This is a genomic window from Blautia sp. aa_0143 (genome assembly GCF_004167315.1).
GTDB lineage: Bacteria > Bacillota > Clostridia > Lachnospirales > Lachnospiraceae > Blautia_A > Blautia_A fusiformis.
Genome location: NZ_RCXU01000013.1, coordinates 23,507 through 43,992, shown reverse-complemented (window position 1 = coordinate 43,992; position 20,486 = coordinate 23,507). Strand labels below are relative to the sequence as shown.

At 45.7% G+C, this 20,486-nt stretch carries 17 protein-coding genes; 2 read left to right on the top strand and 15 right to left on the bottom strand.

The features are described from left to right. Positions 1 to 5 precede the first annotated feature (5 nt). The 4 genes from EAI83_RS08170 to EAI83_RS08155 all read right to left on the bottom strand — a co-directional run bounded on the left by EAI83_RS08170 (position 6) and on the right by EAI83_RS08155 (position 4,353). Positions 6 to 1,403: an alginate O-acetyltransferase AlgX-related protein gene (locus tag EAI83_RS08170; RefSeq protein ID WP_129975030.1), complete on the bottom strand. Its 1,398-nt coding sequence runs from the start codon at positions 1,401 to 1,403 to the stop codon at positions 6 to 8. 15 nt (positions 1,404 to 1,418) lie between these two features. Further along, a complete protein-coding gene (locus EAI83_RS08165; RefSeq protein ID WP_330547777.1) occupies positions 1,419 to 2,711 on the bottom strand; it encodes an MBOAT family O-acyltransferase in 1,293 nt (430 codons plus the stop codon). Between the two features lie 132 nt (positions 2,712 to 2,843). Beyond that, positions 2,844 to 3,506 (bottom strand): hypothetical protein, encoded by a 663-nt coding sequence (locus EAI83_RS08160; protein WP_129975026.1) that lies wholly within the window; start codon positions 3,504 to 3,506, stop codon positions 2,844 to 2,846. A gap of 16 nt (positions 3,507 to 3,522) precedes the next feature. Next, positions 3,523 to 4,353, bottom strand: a complete 831-nt coding sequence (locus tag EAI83_RS08155) for a transglutaminase domain-containing protein (RefSeq protein ID WP_161206350.1) — start codon at positions 4,351 to 4,353, stop codon at positions 3,523 to 3,525. A 140-nt stretch (positions 4,354 to 4,493) separates the two neighbouring features. On the opposite strand from EAI83_RS08155, the gene EAI83_RS17230 reads away from it, so the two are divergent. Beyond that, a complete protein-coding gene (locus EAI83_RS17230) occupies positions 4,494 to 4,655 on the top strand; it encodes a hypothetical protein (protein ID WP_015525281.1) in 162 nt (53 codons plus the stop codon). 36 nt (positions 4,656 to 4,691) lie between these two features. Here EAI83_RS17230 and spoIVA read toward each other — a convergent pair whose 3' ends face one another. The 4 genes from spoIVA to EAI83_RS08135 form a co-directional block, all read right to left on the bottom strand. After that, entirely contained in the window at positions 4,692 to 6,161 is a 1,470-nt protein-coding gene (gene spoIVA / locus EAI83_RS08150; protein WP_129975022.1) for a stage IV sporulation protein A, read from the bottom strand. A gap of 145 nt (positions 6,162 to 6,306) precedes the next feature. Beyond that, positions 6,307 to 8,004, bottom strand: coding sequence for a [FeFe] hydrogenase, group A (locus EAI83_RS08145; RefSeq protein WP_129975020.1), 1,698 nt, complete (start codon positions 8,002 to 8,004; stop codon positions 6,307 to 6,309). A gap of 15 nt (positions 8,005 to 8,019) precedes the next feature. Continuing rightward, positions 8,020 to 9,891 (bottom strand): NADH-quinone oxidoreductase subunit NuoF, encoded by a 1,872-nt coding sequence (locus tag EAI83_RS08140; RefSeq protein WP_129975018.1) that lies wholly within the window; start codon positions 9,889 to 9,891, stop codon positions 8,020 to 8,022. After that, the gene (locus EAI83_RS08135) at positions 9,888 to 10,367 is read right to left on the bottom strand and encodes a complex I 24 kDa subunit family protein (RefSeq protein ID WP_022426537.1); all 480 of its coding nucleotides are present in this window, start codon (positions 10,365 to 10,367) and stop codon (positions 9,888 to 9,890) included. The genes EAI83_RS08140 and EAI83_RS08135 overlap by 4 nt, the downstream gene beginning before the upstream one ends. 400 nt (positions 10,368 to 10,767) lie before the next feature. Here EAI83_RS08135 and EAI83_RS08130 point away from each other — a divergent pair, with 400 nt between their 5' ends. Next, positions 10,768 to 12,276, top strand: a complete 1,509-nt coding sequence (locus EAI83_RS08130; RefSeq protein ID WP_129975016.1) for a 4Fe-4S dicluster domain-containing protein — start codon at positions 10,768 to 10,770, stop codon at positions 12,274 to 12,276. 433 nt (positions 12,277 to 12,709) lie between these two features. Here the strand turns inward: EAI83_RS08130 and EAI83_RS08125 are convergent, their stop codons facing one another. From EAI83_RS08125 to acsE, 7 genes are all read right to left on the bottom strand, one after another. Further along, on the bottom strand, positions 12,710 to 13,471 hold the full coding sequence (locus tag EAI83_RS08125) for a glucosaminidase domain-containing protein (RefSeq protein WP_330547775.1): 762 nt from the start codon (positions 13,469 to 13,471) through the stop codon (positions 12,710 to 12,712). A gap of 30 nt (positions 13,472 to 13,501) precedes the next feature. Continuing rightward, entirely contained in the window at positions 13,502 to 14,353 is an 852-nt protein-coding gene (locus EAI83_RS08120; protein WP_015525289.1) for a bifunctional 5,10-methylenetetrahydrofolate dehydrogenase/5,10-methenyltetrahydrofolate cyclohydrolase, read from the bottom strand. A 14-nt stretch (positions 14,354 to 14,367) separates the two neighbouring features. After that, positions 14,368 to 14,997, bottom strand: a complete 630-nt coding sequence (locus tag EAI83_RS08115; protein ID WP_021651423.1) for a cyclodeaminase/cyclohydrolase family protein — start codon at positions 14,995 to 14,997, stop codon at positions 14,368 to 14,370. 98 nt (positions 14,998 to 15,095) lie between these two features. Beyond that, a complete protein-coding gene (locus tag EAI83_RS08110) occupies positions 15,096 to 16,781 on the bottom strand; it encodes a formate--tetrahydrofolate ligase (RefSeq protein ID WP_015525292.1) in 1,686 nt (561 codons plus the stop codon). A 98-nt stretch (positions 16,782 to 16,879) separates the two neighbouring features. Continuing rightward, complete coding sequence (locus tag EAI83_RS08105; protein WP_059085927.1) at positions 16,880 to 17,542, bottom strand: DUF3786 domain-containing protein; 663 nt, start codon at positions 17,540 to 17,542, stop codon at positions 16,880 to 16,882. A 27-nt stretch (positions 17,543 to 17,569) separates the two neighbouring features. Continuing rightward, complete coding sequence (acsV, locus tag EAI83_RS08100; RefSeq protein ID WP_015525294.1) at positions 17,570 to 19,510, bottom strand: corrinoid activation/regeneration protein AcsV; 1,941 nt, start codon at positions 19,508 to 19,510, stop codon at positions 17,570 to 17,572. Between the two features lie 148 nt (positions 19,511 to 19,658). Next, entirely contained in the window at positions 19,659 to 20,444 is a 786-nt protein-coding gene (gene acsE, locus EAI83_RS08095; RefSeq protein WP_015525295.1) for a carbon monoxide dehydrogenase/acetyl-CoA synthase methytransferase subunit, read from the bottom strand. Between the last annotated feature and the right edge of the window lie 42 nt (positions 20,445 to 20,486).

Sequence of the window (20,486 nt, the reverse complement as noted above, 5' to 3'; positions counted from 1 at the left end):
CTCCTTTATAGTGTCAGTCCGCCTATTATACGGGCTGAATCTTTGTTGCCTGTAAGAATTTCGATCTGATTTCCGTCTGCTGCAAGAAGTGAACGGTCCAGATATAAGCAAAAACCGCTGCTGTCCGTTTTTCCATCTTCTGTGGAAACATCCATCGGAAATGCTTCATAAATCTTATCATGGTTCAATCTTATATAAATCCTGCTGTCTATATCCAGATATTTTTCTTCAATACAACCTGTGATCTTTTCCAGATTTCCCTGGATCTCGCACTGAACTGCTCCGGCACCGGCAGGAACCGTATCTTCTTCCGTAACATTCACCTGACACTCCGGTCCTTCCATGATCGGCGGTGACTGTGCCATTTCCGGGAGAAAACGCTCTGCCCGTTCCACGATCACAGTATCTGCATTCTTCTCATCCACTTCACTCATCTGGTAAGGTACTCCTCTGGAAAAATACGCACTGGAATAAGCATCTGCCATAAACGGAAGCAGTGCATTACCAAAAGAATCACGGAACATGACCAGACTTCCTTCCTTCACAGGATTTACCGTTGTGATCTTCGGATCAAAATTACTTACCACTTCTCCCACATAGGCAAATGTTGTCTGTCTGTCATAATAAACTTCCTCTTCCGGTGTCGTTGCAAGAGGATACAGCATCTCATCCAGATCTCCTGTGAAATCTGTTTTTATAGTATAGGGTTCCTCCTTATAGGAAACATGCTCCTTTTTCAGAGAAGACAGCAATGTATCCGCCGCAACTGCAGCACCCTTGTTGTTCCAGTGTGAATCTCTTTTGTGATAAAGAACTTCTTTCTCTTCTGAAAGAGTCTCATACAGATCTCCGTAAGAAACCTGCTCCTGCCTGAGATATTTCTGAAGATTAACAAGGTTTTTGTCCGATGATACCTTCAGGCTGTCATAGTACGGCATGTTCTCTCCATAGAGTGAGTTTTTATTAGGTGCCACAGTAAAAAGAAACTGCACACCTTTTTCATTCAATGTCTCCTGCATCATGGCCAATGTATGTGCAATATTAAAAAGGCTTCTCTCGGAAAGAAGCTCCTCTCCAAGATAATCCTCCAGCGAATCCTTATAATAAAGCCAGTTATCGGTTCCCTGGATCACACCATCTGCAGTAGATACTCCGAAAATCTTCCCGTTCAAAAGGGCATTTGCCGTTACCAGCTCATTTCGAAACGCAAAATGTTCCTGAAAATATTCGCCTGCTTCCGGCAGCCAACGGGTATTGATCTCGTTTTCTTTTTTCAGTTCAGGAAACTCAGCCAGTCTTCGGTTTTCAGACGATGCTTCCTGCTTTGTCACCGCCATCCCCAGAGATGGCACAAGACAAGCTGCAAAAAATGCAGTAATATAAAGCACCTGCAATTTTTTCATGTTTTCTGCCTCCTCTTAAAATCGAAAATAGATGAACGGATTATAGGTTCCACCGGCAAGGCTCAATACACAAAGCGCAAAACCAGCCAGACTTAATACATAGGTAAAGCCTTCATACCATTTATACTTTTTCAGCATGCTGTTTACCGGAACTGCTGCGACCAGTGCCGCTGCCAGCGTTACAAGATATACCGGTGTCAGCTGCTGCAGTGTAAGGCTCATTGCGGAAGCCTTCCATCCAAAATCCGTAAACATTTCTCTGATCCAGAAGCATCCCTGCTTCATAGTGTCCGCACGGAAAAACACAAAGCCAACACAAACTACCAGAAGTGCATAGACATGCTGAAAAAAGCTCTTGAGTTTTCCGCCCTTTTTCCCGATAAATGGGATATACTCTTCCAGCATCAGGAAAAAGCCATGATAAATTCCCCAGAACAGAAAATTAAAGGAGGCACCATGCCAGATACCTGTACACACAAAAACGATCATTTTATTGACCACTGTACGGAATTTCCCTCTGCGGTTTCCCCCTAACGGAATATACAGATATTCCTTAAACCATCCTGAAAGAGACATATGCCATCTTCTCCAGAATTCACGGATACTGGCAGAAATATAAGGATAATCAAAATTCTCATGGAAATGAAATCCAAACATCATTCCGAGTCCCAGCGCCATATCACTGTAGCCGCTGAAATCAAAATAGATCTGCAGCATATAGGAAACTGCGCCCAGCCAAGCACCCAGACCGGTGATTCCGGTTGCTGCCGCACCAAAGAGATTATCCGCCACAAGTCCCATTGTATTGGCGATAAGAACCTTTTTGCTCAAACCTGCAATGAAACGCCGGATCCCTTTTCCGATTTCCTCCGGCGTCTGCTTACGATTATTGATCTCCGCCTCCACATCATGATACTTGACGATAGGTCCCGCGATCAGCTGTGGGAAAAATGAGATATACAGAAGCACCTTTCCGAAATTCTTCTGAACCGAAGCATCTCCCCGATAAACATCGATCACGTAGGAAAGTGCCTGAAAAGTAAAAAACGATATTCCGATCGGCATCCGGACCTGCGGAACCGGAATTCCGGCACCGGTAACAGAATTAAATGTCTCCACCAGAAATCCGGAATATTTAAAGATCACAAGAAGACCGAGATTTATCACCACAGCCAATGTCATTGTGAGCTTACGGATCTTCGGACATTCCCCTGTCAGGCGCGCTAAAATATAGTTGCCCGCCGATGAAGCAACCAGTAATATTACATAAATCGGTTCTCCGTATGCATAAAAGACCAGACTTGCCATTACAAGCAAAAAATTTTTGGCCCGCATCCCAGGTAAAAGGAGATGCAGACAAAAAGCAGCCGGAAGAAATACACACAGAAATACCATTGAACTGAAAACCATAATTATATTTATTTATCGGTCTGGCGAATCTTATTTGCTGATCACGTCCAGTACGATTTCCTTCCCTTTTTTGTCTTTGTATGTATTGACCCAGAATCTTGTGTATTCCAACAGATATTCCTGTCCGTCACCATAACAGCCATCTGTCTTTCTGGTACGAAGAGGTCTGCCAAGGGCTTTCCGCAGTGCTGCAGAACTCTTTTCTCTTACAAATGCTTTCCTTAATCTCGAAGATGTTCTGGCATCGTATACACCGGTTTTTGTATTAAAAGCATAAAATCCGGCTCTGGACTGTCCATATGCGGAATAATAAACGCCTTTTACCATCTGTGCATACCGGTTAAATCCATAGTATTTCCCGCCGATCTTTTTTACAAGGAGATAGTTCTCCCCGAAGAATGTTCCACCTTTATAAGCCTTTCCGGTGTTGGAAAAATAGTATCTGTATGTCATTTTTTTGCCGGTAGTCTTATTAGCGACAGTCACGGTTTTCCATGTATTCTTTACTTTTTTTCCCTTCACATAATAGTAGTATTGTCCGCCCTCTTTTTTGAGACCGTTTTTTACCTTGGCTGCCTTGGCTGTAGATGCTGCCTGTACAGTCTGAACCGCAATAAGCGGTTCAGCTGCCGGCATCTGGAGCATCATCAGACAAAGTACTGCTGCCAGGATCTTCTTTGTCCACTTTTTCATGATCTGCTCCTGTTCTTTAGAGAACGATATCTTCTCTTCCTTCAGTTTTATAGTATTTTTTCATGGATGAAGATTTCTGCATATAATATTTAACATCTTTTCTGGATTTGTTTCCTGCTGCATTTGCATCAAATGTATACCAGGTATTTCCAATCTTGATCTCTGTCCATCCATGTGGCTGCCATTTATTTTTATTAAATACATTACTTTTTCCCCAGCATACACGGACCGGAAGTCCTGTTGCACGTTTAGCCTGTACTGCAAAGGCTGATGCAACACCGTAGCAGTTTCCTTTTTTCATTCCCATGGTCAGATATGCAAACATCTGGCTTTTACCTTTTGTAAACTGCAAAGGTTTTCCGTCAAAGCCCTTCATTCTCATATATCCGTATTTTTTGGAATAGTTAAACACTTTCTGAAGAGCCGTTTTTTTCTGCGCAGTTGTAGTCAGACTTGCAGAAATCTTCTGGCTGCGAAGCACTGAATCTGTCATCTTGATCAGTTCTGCATTTGCTTTTTTGGATTTCCCAGTGTATTTTCCGTTGGAAGCAAACTGCATGGTTTTGTAGGTATTTCCGGATTTTACTGTATACCATCCGGTCTTTCTTGCACCATTCGAGCCTAAATAATATGTCGCACCATTGATCTTTTTTAATTTATTGGTAACTTTTTTACCTTTGATGTAGTAATAATACTGACCGCCCTCTTTTTTCCAGCCATTTTTAACAGCTGCTTTTGCGGTTGTTGTGGTTGCTGTTGTTGCCGCCTGCGCACACACTGTGCCAAATGTCAGGCAAAACAGCATTGTGATCATGAGAACAAGCTGTGCGAATCTTCTTTTTTTCATGGTTTCTTTTCCTCCTGTTTTAAAAATCTTCATACCCGGTGATAATTATAGCATTGCTCTGATTTTCTTGCAATATAATGTATAAAATACATTATCTCCTCCAATACTTAACATATCTGAAAAATAAAGGAGGTTTTTCTATGCTTCTCTTTTTTCTTGTATTCTTCGGACTCCAGATCTTTGTTCTTTTCTGCTGTGCCGCTGCAGGAAATGACGCCGCTTCCCAGGAACTATCTGACCAGGAACAGCTTCAGTTTATCGCAGAATGGAAAAAACAACATCAAAAAAAGGACGTCTGCTGAAGAACGTCCTTTTTGCTTTGCAATTCTATTCTCCATTCATATGATGATACACACCAGTCCGCCTTTGCTGTCATTTACGATCTTCTTCATAGTATCCTGAAGCTTCACCTGACTTTCTTCGCTGATCATGGCCAGCTTGTTCCGGATTCCGTCTTCCACCAACTGCTGGATGGATTTTCCGAAAATATTGGTCTCCCAGATACTTTCCCCTCGCTCCGGGCTTTCTCTGATATACTTTATCAGGTCCTCCGCCTGCTGTTCTGTACCAACGATCGGAGCGATCTCCGTTTCGATTCCCGCCCGGATCATATGAATGGACGAATTTTTTGACCGGATCTTTACTCCGAATTTATTTCCCTGACGGATCACCTCAGGTTCCTCAATAGTGATCTCGGAAAGCTCAGGCACCACAACCCCATACCCTGTTCCTTTTACCGCTTCCAGGGCAGCCTGGACTTTTACAAATTGTTCTTTCATACCGGCAAGCTCTTTTATGGTCTGGATCAGTTCATATTCGCTTTCCATGGATATCCCGCTCATTTCACTGAGCATCTGATAATAATAAATGTCTTTTACTGCGATTCGGATACGGACTTTTCCATCGGAAAGACTGACCTGTTCAAGCAATGTATCTTCCACATATGGACTTTCCAGATATACTGATTCTCTACTTACATCACGCACATGAGTAAGTCTGGTCATCTTTTCCCGAATCTCATTTAACAGAGCCGCCTTTACCTCATGTTCCGGAGAAAGCATCTCCACCCATCTGGGAACAAAAAGCTCTATCTCACTGACCGGGAATTCATAAAGGATCTTCTCCAGGATTCTGGTCACATCCTCTTTTCGAAGCTGTTCACAGTTGACTGCCAGAACGGATACTCCAAATTTCTCTTCCAGATGTTTTACAGTTTTTCCGGTTTCCTCACTGTAGGGAGTCTGGGAGTTTACCAGGATCAGAAAGGGTTTTCCCTGGACTTTCAGTTCTTTTATGGTCTGTTCCTCTGCCGGGATAAAATTTTCTCTGGGAATCTCCCCGAAACTTCCGTCTGTTGTGACTACAATCCCAATGGTGGAATGCTGGCTGATCACTTTTTCCGTTCCAATGCGGGCTGCATCATGGAACGGGATTGCTTTTTCCTGCCAGGGAGTTTTGACCATCCGCTCCCTGCCTTCTTCCACATTTCCAGATGCATCCTTTACCAGAAAGCCCACACAGTCAATGAGTTTTACCCGGATTTTCTGGTTTTCCCCTATGGATACTTCCACTGCTTCTTTTGGAATAAATTTGGGTTCTACGGTGGTGATCATTTTTCCGGCACCGCTTAATGGCAGTTCATCCTGAAGTTCTGCTCTTTTTCCCTCGCTGATCGATGGCAGTGCTATCAGCTCCATAAATCTCCGGATGAATGTGGATTTTCCTGTACGGACCGGTCCCACAACCCCTATGTAGATATCCCCGCCCGTCCGCGCCTGGATATCACGGTAAACCTGAAAGTTTTCCATATAAAAAAGCCTCCCTGCATATACTGGCCTGTAAGTTCCGGGAAACGTCTTAAAAAAGACAGTTCCCGCATACCACAGTATATGCCCGGAAGGCTTCTTATATGCTGCTGTTCACCGGGAACAGCAGCCCTTTGTATTCCTCATATCAGTCTTTGATATAGAACTCATTGTGAAGCAGATGATGCTCTTTGCCTTTGAGGAGTCCCTCATAAAGCTCCAGAACCAGTGGGTTCTCATCGGATTTCTTGATGATCATGGTATTGTCTGCATTGTACAAACCTCTTGCTCTGGCTGCCTTGGTCCTGTCACCGGATCTGGTCGGCTGACCACCACCCATGATACATCCACGGCGGCATGCCATAACCTCGATCAGATGATAGTTTGCCTCGCCGTTCTTTACACGTTCCATAACGGTTCTTGCATTTGCAAGGCCACTGGCTACGCATACATTGATATCCATTCCCTTGTACGGTACGGTAAATTCCTTGATTCCCTCTTCACCACGAACACCGCACTCTGCAATCTCATGCATGGCTTCCTTACTGTGATCCGGGCTCAGTCTTCGAAGAACTGCCTCGGTAACACCACCGGTAACACCGAAGATAACGCCACCGCCGGAACCAAATCCAAACGGCATATCACATGCTTCCGGATCCAGTGTTGCAAAATCAAGACCAAAGTTATCGATCATGCGGAGAAGCTCTGTGGTTGTGATAACGATATCGGTATCCTGCTCGCCATCGGTAAAGCTGTTGGGGCGGATTGCCTCTGCCTTCTTGGCTGTACATGGCATAATGGAAACCATAACGGTCTTCTTGCCTGCTGCATGCTCCGAATCACGGAAGTATTCCTTGATAACCGCAGACATCATTCCCTGTGGGGAACGGCAGGTAGAAATGTTCGGAACATATTCCTTATACTGATCTGTGATGAACTTCACCCATGCAGGACAGCAGGAGGTCAGAAGCGGAAGGTTCTCACCCTTCTCTACTCTGTTTAAGAACTCCTTGGTCTCTTCCATAATAGTAAGATCGGCACTGAATGTGGTATCGTATACTTCATCAAAGCCCATTCTGTGGAGTGCGTTGACGATCTTGCCCATAACGCTCCTGCCCTTTGTGAGGCCGTAGTGATCACCAACTGCTACACGGACTGCCGGCGCGATCTGGGCAACCACACGGGTATCCTTGTCCGCAAGTGCATCCCAAACCTCATCCATATGTGTACGAATGGAGATGGCTCCTGTCGGACAGTAAACACGGCACTGACCACAGTTTACACACTGTGTCTCAGCAATCTTTTTATTGAATGCAGGCATAACCATGGCCTCTGTTCCACGGAATGCGAATCCAAGAGCTCCGATTCCCTGAAGTTCCTCGCAGGCACGTACACAGTTGCCGCAGAGGATACATTTGTTCGGATCACGGATGATGGACGGTGAACTGTCATCGATCTCGTGCTGTTCTCTTGTATTTTCAAAACGGATATCCCGCACGCCAAGGCGATGTGCCAGCTCCTGCAGGATACATTCACCGCTCTTTACACAGGTTGTACAGTCACGGCAATGTGCTGCAAGAAGCAGCTCCACGATCAGTTTACGATATTTCTTAATACGACCGGAGTTGGTATAGATAACCATTCCGTCTCTCGGCTGCTCGGAACAGGAGGCAAATGTTTTGCCTCTGTCATCCTCAACTGTACAGAGACGACAGGCACCAAAGGTGGAAACCTCTGAATGATAGCACAGTGTGGGGATATTGATACCGGCATTCCTGATGACTGTCAGGACATTTTTTTCGTCAGTAAATTCTACTTTTCTTCCGTCAATTGTCATTGTACCCATAAGATATCCTCCCTTCTATGCTTCCACATAAATCGCATCAAAGTTACAGTTATCCTTACAGGATCCGCATTTGATACATACGTCGTTGTTGATTACATGTGGATGCTTGATCTTTCCTGAAATCGCACCAGCCGGACAGTTCTTCGCACACTTGCCGCAGCCGATACAGAACTCAGGATTGATATGGAATTGACGGAGCGCCGTGCAGACCTTCGCACGACATTTCTTATCTACGATATGCTCTACATATTCGTCACGGAAACGCTTCAGAGTACTGATGACCGGAAGCGGTGCACTCTTACCGAGTCCGCACAGAGCCATACTCTGAACCATGTTTGCAAGTTCTTCCAGCTCATCCAGATCGGAAAGCTCACCCTTACCTGCAACGATTCTCTCCAGGATCTCAAGCATACGTTTGGTACCCTCACGGCAGGGAACACATTTACCACAGCTCTCACGCTGTGTAAAGCTCATGAAGAAACGCGCAACCTCTACCATACAGGTATTCTCATCCATAACAACAAGTCCACCGGAACCCATGATGGCATCCAGCTTCTTAACAGAATCAAAATCAAGCGGATGATCGATCTGATCGTCGATCAGACATCCACCGGAAGGACCACCGATCTGTACACCCTTAAATGCAGCACCACTCTTAAGACCACCACCGATGTCATAAATGATATGACGGAGGCTTGTTCCCATTGGAACCTCGATAAGACCGGTGTTCTCAATGGAACCGGTAAGTGAGAAAGTCTTGGTTCCAAGGCTTCCCTCTGTACCGATGGTGTGGAACCAGTCTGCTCCCTGAAGGATAATCTTCGGTACGTTGGCATAAGTCTCTACGTTATTCAGAACCGTAGGTTTACCCCACAGGCCCTGCTCAACCGTTCTCGGAGGTTTTACTCGAGGCATACCTCTGTTGCCTTCGATAGAAGCAGTCAGGGCAGAACCTTCACCACATACGAACGCTCCGGCACCGCGATTGATATGTAAGTGGAAATTAATACCGGAACCAAGGATATTATCACCAAGAAGGCCATAGGACTCTGCCTGCTCAATAGCCATTCGAAGTCTCTGTACAGAAAGAGGATACTCGGCACGCACATAAATATAACCATCTTCTGCACCTACTGCATAGGCAGCGATCACCATACCCTCGATCATCTTGTAAGGATCACCTTCCATTACGGAACCATCCATAAATGCTCCCGGGTCACCCTCATCACCGTTACATACTACATAACGGACTTTTTCCGGCTGGCGTGCAACCTGTGACCATTTCTTGCCTGCAGGGAAGCCTGCACCGCCACGGCCGCGGAGACCAGACTTCGAGATCTCGTCGATAACACCCTGTGGGGTCATCTCAAAGAAAGCCTTCGCCATAGCGGAAAATCCGCCTACGGAAATATATTCATCAATGGACTCTGCATCGATCTTGCCACAGTTCTCAAGAACGATCCTTGTCTGCTGGTTCAGGAACGGAATGTCACTGGGATGTGGACAGGCCTCATCATTATGACGATAAAACAGACGCTCAACAGGCAGTCCGCAGATCACGGTCTTCTCTACGATCTCGCGACAGTCGTCTACCTGAACATGTACATACTGATAATCATAGGGCTCAATTCTCATAAGAGGACCAAGTTCACATAAGCCCTGGCATCCGGTCTTAACGATTCCTACATGAGGAACATCCTTCTGCATCTCAACCGCAACACCCTCGATTCCCTCACAGAGTCTTGACATTTCTTCATAAATCTTCTGAGCACCGGAAGCAATACATCCGGTACCGGAACAGACGAGAACACGGCAGGTATAGCCATCAAGATTCTTCTTAACCTCAGCCTGTTTGTTTTTCAGATCTTCCATACTGGTTATACTCATACGCTCTCACCTCTCAATTCATTTAAAAGCTCAACAGCCTTCTCAGGAGTCATCTTCGGGTGAACTTCATCATTTACAGTCAGTGTCGGTGCAAGTCCGCAGGCACCAAGACAGGAAACTGTCTCAACGGTAAACATCATATCATCTGTAGTATGCTTCTTATGACTCAGTCCAAGTTCCTTCAGCATTGCTTCCTTTACAGGCATGGACTTACGTACATGACAGGCAGTACCGTCACATACCTTGATGATGTACTTGCCCTTCGGCTCAAAGGAAAAGTTTTCATAGAAAGTAGCTACACTGTACGCCTTCGCTTCTTTTACACCAATCTGTTCCGCAACATAAGTAAGAAGCTCTCCCGGAAGATAACGGTACTCAGCCTGAATATCCTGCATGATCGGAATCAGTGATGCAGCTTTCCGGCCGTAGTGCTCGATGATCTCATCCGTTTTCTTGTAATACGTCTGGTCTAACATTCGGTTCCCTCCTTGTTTCTCATAGATTTTCCACTCGATCAACCTGTTCCACTACAGGTTAATGCTTTAACACTCTGTCAGTGCCGCGCATTTATGCAAATCATTATTTTGCACTATTTCATGCCTTTAATTATAACTTATATGGTCATTTTTCACAAGCAGTTTTTTTGCTTTTTTCAGAATATATCGAAATGTTTACAACGGCTTACTGATTTTATATCTATTTTCCATAAAATATGTTCAATTTTTAACAGCTTTGATAATAAAGATACAAATCTGCTCTTTGTTTCTGCCCCAAAACATTAAAGCCGGTTATTGATTTTATTTCTCAATTACTTTAAGATAGATAAAAAGTGCGTGGAAAACATTTAATTAATTTATTTTGTAAAGGAGAACATCTATGCGAAATCTTGACACACCAGTAAAACAGATCCGGCGAAAGATTTTTACCGAAATTGCTAAGATCGGATTTGAATCCACGGACGAATCAATGATCCATGATATCGAATCCATTCCCTACAATATTGTAGAGGAACGCGCGAAATACCGCGAAAGCATCTATCGTGAAAGAGCTGTTGCAAGCGAACGTGTCCGTCTGGCCATGGGACTTTCCCTCCGCCCGGAAAATCGTTCCGTCCACCTTACCGATGGCGTGAAGGCCAGCAACATTGACGAGAAATATTATGAACCACCTCTTATGCAGGTGATCCCTTCCGCATGTTCCGCATGCGAATCCAACAAATACGAAGTCAGCAACATGTGCCGCGGCTGTGTCGCACATCCCTGTTTACTCACCTGCCCCAAAGGCGCCATTTCCATGGTAAACGGAAAATCCTTCATCGACCAGGACAAATGTATCCATTGCGGAAGATGCAAAGCTGTCTGTCCTTACGATGCCATCGCCCATAAAGAACGCCCTTGCGAACGTGCCTGCGGTGTAAAAGCCATCGAGAGCGATGAACAGGGACGCGCCTCTATCAACCAGGATAAATGCGTGTCCTGCGGCATGTGCATGGTCAGCTGTCCATTCGGAGCTATCTCCGACAAATCCCAGATCTTCCAGCTGTCCCACGCCCTTCGAGAAGGAACTGAGATCATTGCAGAAATCGCCCCCGCCTACATCAATCAGTTCGGCGAAGACGTCACCCCGGGCCAATTCCGCTCCGCTCTCAAACAACTGGGCTTCTCAAACATTTATGAGGTAGCACTGGGCGCAGACATCGGCTGCATCTCTGAAGCACACCACTACGCCAAAGAAGTAGCAACCGGCCACCTCCCGTTCCTCCTCACCTCCTGCTGCCCATCCTGGTCCGTCATGGCAAAGAAATACTTCCCGGCTATGATCGACAACATCTCCCAGGAGCTGACCCCGATGGTGGCAACTGCCCGGATCGTAAAAAAAGAGCACCCCCATGCGAAAGTAGTCTTCATCGGACCATGCGCCTCCAAAAAACTGGAAGCCATGCGACATTCCGTAAGAAGTGATGTAGACTTCGTGATCACCTTCGAGGAACTCTGGGGCCTGTTCGACGCCAAAAGCATCACCCCATCCACCTGCGAAGAGCTCCCGGAAGAAACCCAGGCTGCAACCGCCGCAGGACGAGGCTACGCCATCGCCGGCGGCGTAGCTGGAGCCATCGAAAACTGTCTGAAGGAATACTATCCCGATATACCAGTCCACATCGAACACGCAGAAAGCCTTGCCGAATGTAAAAAAGTCCTCACTCTGGCAAAAGCCGGAAAACTCAAAAACTGCATGATCGAAGGAATGGCCTGCCCCGGAGGCTGCATCGGAGGCGCCGGAACCAACGCCGGCTTCGCAAAAACCTCCAAGGCCCTCAAAAAATACGTAGACAGCTCAGAACCAAAACTCCCCTCACAGGAACTGGAAAACCTGGAGTTGAACTAACTACCTCAAAATATTCCACTATATAATTCCCAAAATATTTCAATTTGAATAAAAAACGGAGATGCAACCTAGATCTTTAATCTTCAAGGTTACATCTCCATTATTTTATCAACCAGGACAGGGCAAAGCCCGCCTCCATCCCTCATCCACATCCTATCGTTTAGCCAGACAACTTACCCCAACCAACGCACAGGCCCGGAAGGGAGTGCGGTACTGTCTGCGGACGACTCTGCAGGAGGTGTGCTGGATCTTAGGCGGCGGGACTTCTGCGTTATTTTTCAAAAGCCAGCTGTCTGAGCGGCAAAAAGCCGCGAGTTCTGGCTTTTGGAAAATGGTTTTAGCAGAATCCCGGCGCCTTAGATCCAGCCGCCGACGAAGCCCGGCCGCGGACAGAACCGCACTCCCTTCCGGGCCGTCCCGTTCGCCACCACCACTACTTCTCCACCGTCTCCGTACTCTCCGGGCAGGTATACTCCTCCCCCTTCAACTCCGCCAGAAGACTCCTAAGCTTATATCCATAACTTCTCCCGGCGGCCCATCCGCCACCATAAGGATTCTCCTGGATCCCAAGCCACTCCACATAAGGCGCACTCTCACGGGAAACATACTGGAACCGATTATCCACACAAGCCTGGTTCAGCTCCTCCGAAGAAGCATAAGCCTTCAGATGCTGCACCTGCGCCCGGATCCCCGTCCTTACATCAGGAAAAGAATTACCGGCAACACCACCACCGGTAGTTCCCAGCCCCGAAAAATTAAACTGCACCGCACTGGCATCCCCACCAAACTGAAGCCATCCGGTCTCAAGCATGGCCTGCTCAAAAACAACCTCTCCACGGACGCCCTCCGCATCCGCTTCCTCTATCACAATCGTGCAAAACGTATCAATATCCGGTGCACCACCCTCCGTCAGGATGCCGGAAGGATACTCCACATTCTGCGCCTCATACTGCACTACCATATCCTCCGCATCCACTGTGGTACACCCCATGATCGTATAATATCCATAAGTATTATCTGTGGAATCATCCACAAAACCCTCTGTATCACTCTCTCCAGATGACTGAGGCTTCGAAATCTGACCCTCCATAGAATGATCCGCTTCCTCTGCCAAAACACCTGCAGGCGTTCCGAACACCAGAACGCCTGCAAGTACCATCATCCGTAAACAAAAACTATTTCGGAATCTGTACATATATAAATGATCAACCCTTTATTACTGTTATTACTGCGCTTTTCTCATTGCAGCTTCAACCACATGACCTACAAGAACAGAAGTTGTAACACTTCCTACTCCGCCAGGAACCGGTGTGATCGCATCAACGATTGGCTCAACTGCCGCATAATCAACATCACCACAAAGCTTGCCCTCTGCATTGACATTGATACCAACATCGATAATAGTCTGTCCCTCTCTGACATAATCAGCGCCGACAACACCAGCACGACCAGCTGCAACGATGACGATATCCGCCTCTTTTGCAACAGACGGCATATCAACGGTTCTTGTATGGCAGATCGTTACTGTCGCATTTTTCTTAACAAGCATCATGGCAGCCGGTTTACCAACTACAAGACTTCTTCCGATAACAACCGCTTTTTTGCCTGTGCAGTCGATTCCATAGTGATCAAGGATCTCCATGCATGCCTGCGGTGTACATGGCGGGAATCCGATCTTCTTGCCTGTAAATACACCAGACATGGAAAGATCTGTCATACAGTCAACATCCTTCTCTGCTGCAAGTGCATTCTCGATCACTGCCTGATCCAGATGTTTTGGCAGCGGACGGAACAGAAGAACTCCATGGATCTTGTCATCTTTGTTTACTTTATCGATGGTTGCAAGAAGCTCATCCTGGGAAACATCCTCCGGAAGAAGAATTTTCTCACATGCAACACCAAGAGTCTCACAGCGCTTTGTAGCACCTCTCTCATAGGAAATATCGCTTGGATTCTCACCAACACGGATAATACAAAGTGTAGGATCTACACCTTTTGCCTGAAGCTCTGCAACGTTCGCTTTGATCTTTTCATTGAGAGCCGCTGTTACTTCTTTACCTAATAACTGCTTTGCCATTTGTCTGGTTCCTCCTATTTCAGTCTTCCGAGAACACTGTCAAATGTCTCGTCTGCGATCTTTGTATATTTCTCAAGCATAGCGTCTGCTTTTTTGTTTAATTCCTCTGCATACGCACGGTCAGCCATAGATTTTGTGTTAATGTACACATTCAGGCTTGCTCCCTTAAGAGCTGCTTTGCAGAATGCAGCACCTACACCAGCATCACTGATTGCAAGCTTAGAACCTTTTGCTCCGAACTCAACGATAAGTTCAATAGCCTCGCAGCATTTCTCCATGATCTCCATAGGAACAGAGCATGCTTCCTTGAGGGCAGCTTCCATTACTCGAGCCTTCTCAGCCTTCTCTTCTTCTGTCTCTCTCGGCATTCCGTAAGCCTTGGAAAGAGGCTCAAAAACTTCCGCATCTCTCTCGATCAGATGAAGGAAATCTTTCTGAAGCTGATCACATTTCTTTTTCAGCTCCCACATTTCATCTTCTACATCTGCATATTTTTTCTTACCGACAGTAAGGCTTCCAACCATGTTCCCAAGAGCTGTACCAACAGCAGCTACAAGGGCAGATGCACCGCCGCCGCCTGGAACCGGTGCCTTGGAGCTTAATACCTCGACAAATTCAGTACATGTACTGGTAGAAAATCCCATAGGACTCTCCTCCTTATATTCTTATTTTAGCACTCTTTAGAGCCCATTGGGGGCTTTATAAAAAGCCCCCTCCGGTTGTTTTTGATCTTATGTTCCGATTAGAAGAGACCTGTGATCTTACCTGTCTCATCTACATCGATCTTGGTTGCTGCCGGAACTTTCGGGAGACCTGGCATAGTCATGATCTCACCTGTCAGAGCAACGATGAATCCTGCACCTGCGGAAATCTTCAGGTTACGTACTGTTACCTCAAAGTCTGTCGGTGCACCAAGTTTTGTCTGATCATCAGTCAGACTGTACTGTGTCTTAGCAACACAGATCGGGCAGTTGCCAAATCCAAGTGCTTCCAGCTGTTTTGCCTGTTTCTGAGCATTTGCTGTAAGAACAACTTTCTTACCACCGTAAACTTTCTGTACGATGTTATTCAGTTTATCCTCGATGGATCCCTCAAGCTCATAAGCATATGTGAAGTCATTCGGCTCCTCAACAAGACGGATTACTTCCTCAGCAAGCTTCATGCCGCCTTCGCCGCCTTTTGCCCATACCTCGGAAAGTGCAACGTTAACGCCAAGCTCTTTACATTTTGCCTCAACCAGGTCAAGCTCTGCCTTGGTATCGGTCGGGAATGCATTGATAGCAACTACACATGGAAGTTTGTATACATTCTTGATATTGCTTACATGTTTCAGAAGGTTTGGAAGACCTTTCTCAAGAGCCTCAAGGTTCTCGTTGTTCAGATCTGCCTTCGGAACACCACCGTTGTATTTCAGTGCACGAACAGTAGCTACGATAACAACTGCGCTTGGATGAAGGCCTGCCATACGACACTTGATGTCAAGGAATTTCTCTGCACCAAGGTCAGCACCGAATCCAGCCTCTGTGATAGCATAATCTGCAAGTTTCATAGCCATCTTTGTAGCTGTTACGGAGTTACATCCATGAGCGATGTTTGCGAATGGTCCGCCGTGTACGATTGCAGGAACATGCTCCAGTGTCTGTACAAGGTTTGGTTTCAGGGCATCTTTCAGAAGTGCTGTCATAGCACCCTCTGCATGAAGATCACCAGCTGTTACCGGTTTCTGCTCGGAAACTTTACCATAGGTATATCCGATGATGATTCTGGAAAGTCTCTCTTTCAGGTCTTTGATGTCACTTGCGAGGCAAAGAACTGCCATGATCTCAGATGCAACTGTGATGTCGTATCCGTCTTCACGAGGCATACCGTTTGTTCTTCCGCCAAGACCATCTACTACATTACGAAGCTGACGGTCGTTCATGTCCACGCAACGTCTCCATGTGATCTTTCTCGGGTCAATGTTCAGGTCATTACCCTGGAAGATATGGTTGTCGATCATTGCTGCAAGAAGGTTGTTTGCCGCACCGATCGCATGGAAGTCACCGGTAAAGTGAAGGTTGATATCCTCCATCGGAACTACCTGTGCATAACCGCCGCCTGCTGCACCACCTTTTACACCGAATACCGGTCCGAGGGATGGCTCACGAAGAGCTACCATTACTTTTTTGCCCATTTTCTGCATTGCATCTGCAAGACCAACGGTTGTTGTTGTTTTTCCCTCTCCTGCAGGTGTCGGGTTGATAGCTGTTACGAGGATCAGCTTACCATCTTTCTTGTCACTCTCTTTTAACAGATTGTAATCAATTTTTGCTTTGTACTTACCGTACTGCTCCAGATATTTGTCGTCAATACCTGCCTTCTCTGCAATCTGTGTAATTGGAAGCATTTCGCACTCCTGTGCAATTTCGATGTCACTTTTAAATCCCATAATGTTACCTCCCTTTAGGTATTTTTACAGTTTTTAATCCCTTAAAACTGCATCTCTATAAAAACAGGTCCCATCCTGTTCTTAACTATTTTTCATTTTTAAAGACATTTCAGAAATGCCTTTAAAGACCCAATGATAACGTCTCCCATAACGGCCATATCCTCAGCCGCAAAGGAAACCGGAAAATTATCAGAAAACAAGATCTGTGAGGACGGCGGAAATTCATCATCCCCCTCCCAGAGGATCATCTGAACTACATATCCTGGAAAGATCTCCACCTGGTATGCAATATCTCCATGATCCACGGGAACCGCATGGATGTGTTCCATGATCTCCTTGAAATCCTTAAGTCTGTTTCCGTATGTGAAAGCCAGGCGTTTGATGCACCTGCCATCAAACTGACGGAGATAAACCTCTCCCCAGGGCATTTCCCTGTATGTTTTAAACCTTCCGCTTCCCTGAGATACATTCCCGTTCAGCAGAAAACGGATAGCAAGGATCTTTGCATAATGCATTTCCTCAAGAGGATAAAATCCCGCATCATCTTCCTTATGAGTTACCTGAAAATCCGGCCAGGAAATATAATAAACGCTTCCCAGGAATTTCAGAGTCAATTCTTTCTTCTCTTCGTCATAAGGAAGTGAAAGACGTCCGGCAATTTCTGCCGGGTCTGCCTTAGCGAACTCCTCTGTATAATGCTCCCAGGGCATTCTTTCTTTGCTGTCTTTTTCATAATTCAAGTCATTTATACTAAAAGCCATGTTTTACCTCTGCTGTTTTAGTCTGCTTTATCTCTTCTGCTGTTCTTCCATAACAGACGGAAACAGATTTGTGTCCGTATGCGGAATAAAGCATGCACCTACAAACTCATCCATATAGGTAGGAACTGTAGAAAGCTCCAGGTAAGTCATATTGGAAGCCAGTTCATAGGTTTTCTTCTCTGCTGATGTGGAATGAAGCATCAGATAAGCACCTGTAAGAGAAGAGTTTCCAATGTAATGGAACTTCTCAAGAGGAATATCCGGGAACATTCCGATATGCACTGCATTGGCCATATTGATTCCGCTTCCGATTCCACCGGCAACATATACATCGTCGATCATGGAAACATCGAAGTCAAGAGAATTCAACATGGTACGGATTGCTGAGAAAATAGCGCCTTTGGCACGAATAAAGTTATCAATATCTACTTCTGTGATCTCAACATCCTTGGCAGAACCGGCTTCCTCTTCAAACGCGATCACATAGCTTCCCATACCATAATGATCGTGACGGATTCTTTTGCCTTCACGGACAAATTTTCCCTTCGGATTGATGATTCCTGTCATAAAAAGTTCACTGATCACATCAATGATACCGGAACCGCAAAGTCCTACCGGTTTGGTTCCAGGTTCACCTACAACCTTATATGTCGGCTCCATAGTTTCTTTATCAATGGTACATGCCTCAATAGCACCGTCTGTAGCACGCATACCACAGCTGATATCTCCACCCTCAAAGGCAGGACCTGCGGAACATGCACAGCTCATCATAAAATCGGAATTACCGAATACAAGCTCTCCGTTAGTACCAAGGTCGATAAACAGAGAAAATTCCGGTCTGTTCCAGATCATACTTACCAGTGTACCGGCAGTGATATCTCCACCTACATAGCTTCCGATATTCGGAGCCATGATAATATGTGCATCCGGATTGATCTCAATTCCCACATCCGATGCAAACAAGGAATTTGTTTTGAAAAACGTAGGAATATACGGTTCCATACGAAGCGGATCCGCATTGATCCCTGCAAACAGATGATTCATGGTTGTATTAGAAGCAACACACATCCGGTAGATCTGTTTCTCCGGAAAATGAATACTTCTGCACATCTCATGGATCATCGGGTTAATGGTCTCTTTGATCACCGCATCCTGAAGTTTCTTCTTTCCGCCAGGTTTCTGAGATTCGATGATACGGTTGATAACATCCGCACCAAAACGGATCTGTCCGTTTCCGGAAGAACTCTTGGCCAGGATCTCTCCTGTTTCCATATTGATCAGGACTGCAGAAACGGTTGTGGTACCGATATCTACAGCAAGACCACCGATCACAACATCTTTCTTACTGTCAAAAATATCATAAACATACATGTCATTTGGTGCTGTACGAACCACGCACTTCACAGAAAATTTACTCTCACGAAGTACATCTGGAAGCTTCTTAAGCACCGCATACGGAATTCTGACACGCTTCAGGTTCATAAACTTCTGAAGTGCACGGGTCAGTCTTTCATTATCCGGCATGGTATCATCCAGTGATGGAATATCCATCTGAAGTTCCACAACATCAAGACTGTTTGTAAGTTCTATGCCAGCCATCTCAACTTCATGCTTGGCATTTTCAAAAATAGCGATTTCTTCTTTTGAGCTCAAATCAGCCACTTTCATTCGGCTCTTATATGCGGATGCAATATCCGGAACAAGAACCTCCACATCTGCACTGATCTTGCTCATACAGGCCAGACGCCAGCCTGCGCCATATTCTTCATCCGAAATATGAAGAGTTTTCTTTGAGTCCAGTTCTCCGCTTTTTAACTGTACCCGACATTTTCCACAGGCTCCGTTTCCGGAACATGGTGCATCGATAGCCACATTGGCACTACGAGCAACCTCCAGTAAATTATCCCCCGCATTGGCAAATGCTTCTACCGTACTGCCATTTTCAAAAGCAAAAGTCACCTTAAACATTCGGCAACCACCTTTCTCGCCTCGTAAAAGTTATTCGTCTTCCACCTGTGGCGTTGGGAGTTAGACTAAACTATATTAGTAAAAAAGAGGCTGAAGGCCGAAGCCCCCAGCCTCTGAAACAGCGCTCCTGTTTTGTTCACACGCCAAATTAGATCTCAAGGTAAGAATCTGCGTAAAGTGTGTTACCCTTGAATACGTCACAGGATTTGATTGTCTCCATAAGACGAAGGTCGTTAGGGTTAACGATTGCAGATGTAAGACCATTCATCATAGCCATAGCTACAAGAGCAGAGTCCATGATCGGACGGATATGTTTTGGCATACCGTTACTGTTGTTGGAAAGACCGCCAGTGGAGTTCAGACCCATCTCGGAGAACATCTTGATTGCCTCAAGAACTTCCATCTGTTTGTCCTGCATTCCTTTTACAACAAGGAAAAGCGGATCAAACCAGAGATCCTCTGCTTCCATACCAAGGCCAAGACCTCTCTCAAGCATGTTCTGGCAATGCATCATACGCTCGTCATTGTCTGATGCAACCATACCGGAAGAGCAAAGTGCGATACAGATCGCATCGTTAGCTGCTGCAAGGTCGATATTGGAAATTCTGTCTCCAGCATCTGCAGAGTTTACGATCGGTTTACCTTTGCTTCTGTTGTATACGGAAATACCAGCCTCAATAGCTTTCTGGTTTGTAGTATCCAGAGCAAGCGGAACATTGTCAAACTCAGACTGAAGGAGCTGTACTGCCCATTTCATAAGGTCCTCGCCATCGTTCTCAGCAGGTCCGATGTTTACGTCAAGATATGTAGCGCCTGCATCAAGCTGCTGTTTTGCTCTTTTGATGATCGGCTCAGGATCTCTCTCAGTAAATGCTTTATTTACTGCCGGTGCTGTTGTTGAAAGTCTCTCCCCAATTGTTACAAATTTTGCCATACTCGTGTTCTCCTTTACATATTAGTAGGATATGGCTATGCA

Bases quoted from the DNA above. Each gene is read 5' to 3' on its own strand.
- EAI83_RS08105 (WP_059085927.1), bottom strand. From the start codon at position 17,542: ATGGCTTTTAGTATAAATGACTTGAATTATGAAAAAGACAGCAAAGAA.
- EAI83_RS08140 (WP_129975018.1), bottom strand. From the start codon at position 9,891: ATGAGTATAACCAGTATGGAAGATCTGAAAAACAAACAGGCTGAGGTT.
- EAI83_RS08125 (WP_330547775.1), bottom strand. From the start codon at position 13,471: ATGTACAGATTCCGAAATAGTTTTTGTTTACGGATGATGGTACTTGCA.
- EAI83_RS08110 (WP_015525292.1), bottom strand. From the start codon at position 16,781: ATGGGATTTAAAAGTGACATCGAAATTGCACAGGAGTGCGAAATGCTT.
- EAI83_RS08115 (WP_021651423.1), bottom strand. From the start codon at position 14,997: ATGGGATTTTCTACCAGTACATGTACTGAATTTGTCGAGGTATTAAGC.
- EAI83_RS08170 (WP_129975030.1), bottom strand. From the start codon at position 1,403: ATGAAAAAATTGCAGGTGCTTTATATTACTGCATTTTTTGCAGCTTGT.
- EAI83_RS08145 (WP_129975020.1), bottom strand. From the start codon at position 8,004: ATGGGTACAATGACAATTGACGGAAGAAAAGTAGAATTTACTGACGAA.
- EAI83_RS17230 (WP_015525281.1), top strand. From the start codon at position 4,494: ATGCTTCTCTTTTTTCTTGTATTCTTCGGACTCCAGATCTTTGTTCTT.
- EAI83_RS08130 (WP_129975016.1), top strand. From the start codon at position 10,768: ATGCGAAATCTTGACACACCAGTAAAACAGATCCGGCGAAAGATTTTT.
- EAI83_RS08155 (WP_161206350.1), bottom strand. From the start codon at position 4,353: ATGAAAAAAAGAAGATTCGCACAGCTTGTTCTCATGATCACAATGCTG.
- spoIVA (WP_129975022.1), bottom strand. From the start codon at position 6,161: ATGGAAAACTTTCAGGTTTACCGTGATATCCAGGCGCGGACGGGCGGG.
- EAI83_RS08120 (WP_015525289.1), bottom strand. From the start codon at position 14,353: ATGGCAAAGCAGTTATTAGGTAAAGAAGTAACAGCGGCTCTCAATGAA.
- acsV (WP_015525294.1), bottom strand. From the start codon at position 19,510: ATGTTTAAGGTGACTTTTGCTTTTGAAAATGGCAGTACGGTAGAAGCA.
- EAI83_RS08160 (WP_129975026.1), bottom strand. From the start codon at position 3,506: ATGAAAAAGTGGACAAAGAAGATCCTGGCAGCAGTACTTTGTCTGATG.
- EAI83_RS08135 (WP_022426537.1), bottom strand. From the start codon at position 10,367: ATGTTAGACCAGACGTATTACAAGAAAACGGATGAGATCATCGAGCAC.
- EAI83_RS08165 (WP_330547777.1), bottom strand. From the start codon at position 2,711: ATGGCAAGTCTGGTCTTTTATGCATACGGAGAACCGATTTATGTAATA.
- acsE (WP_015525295.1), bottom strand. From the start codon at position 20,444: ATGGCAAAATTTGTAACAATTGGGGAGAGACTTTCAACAACAGCACCG.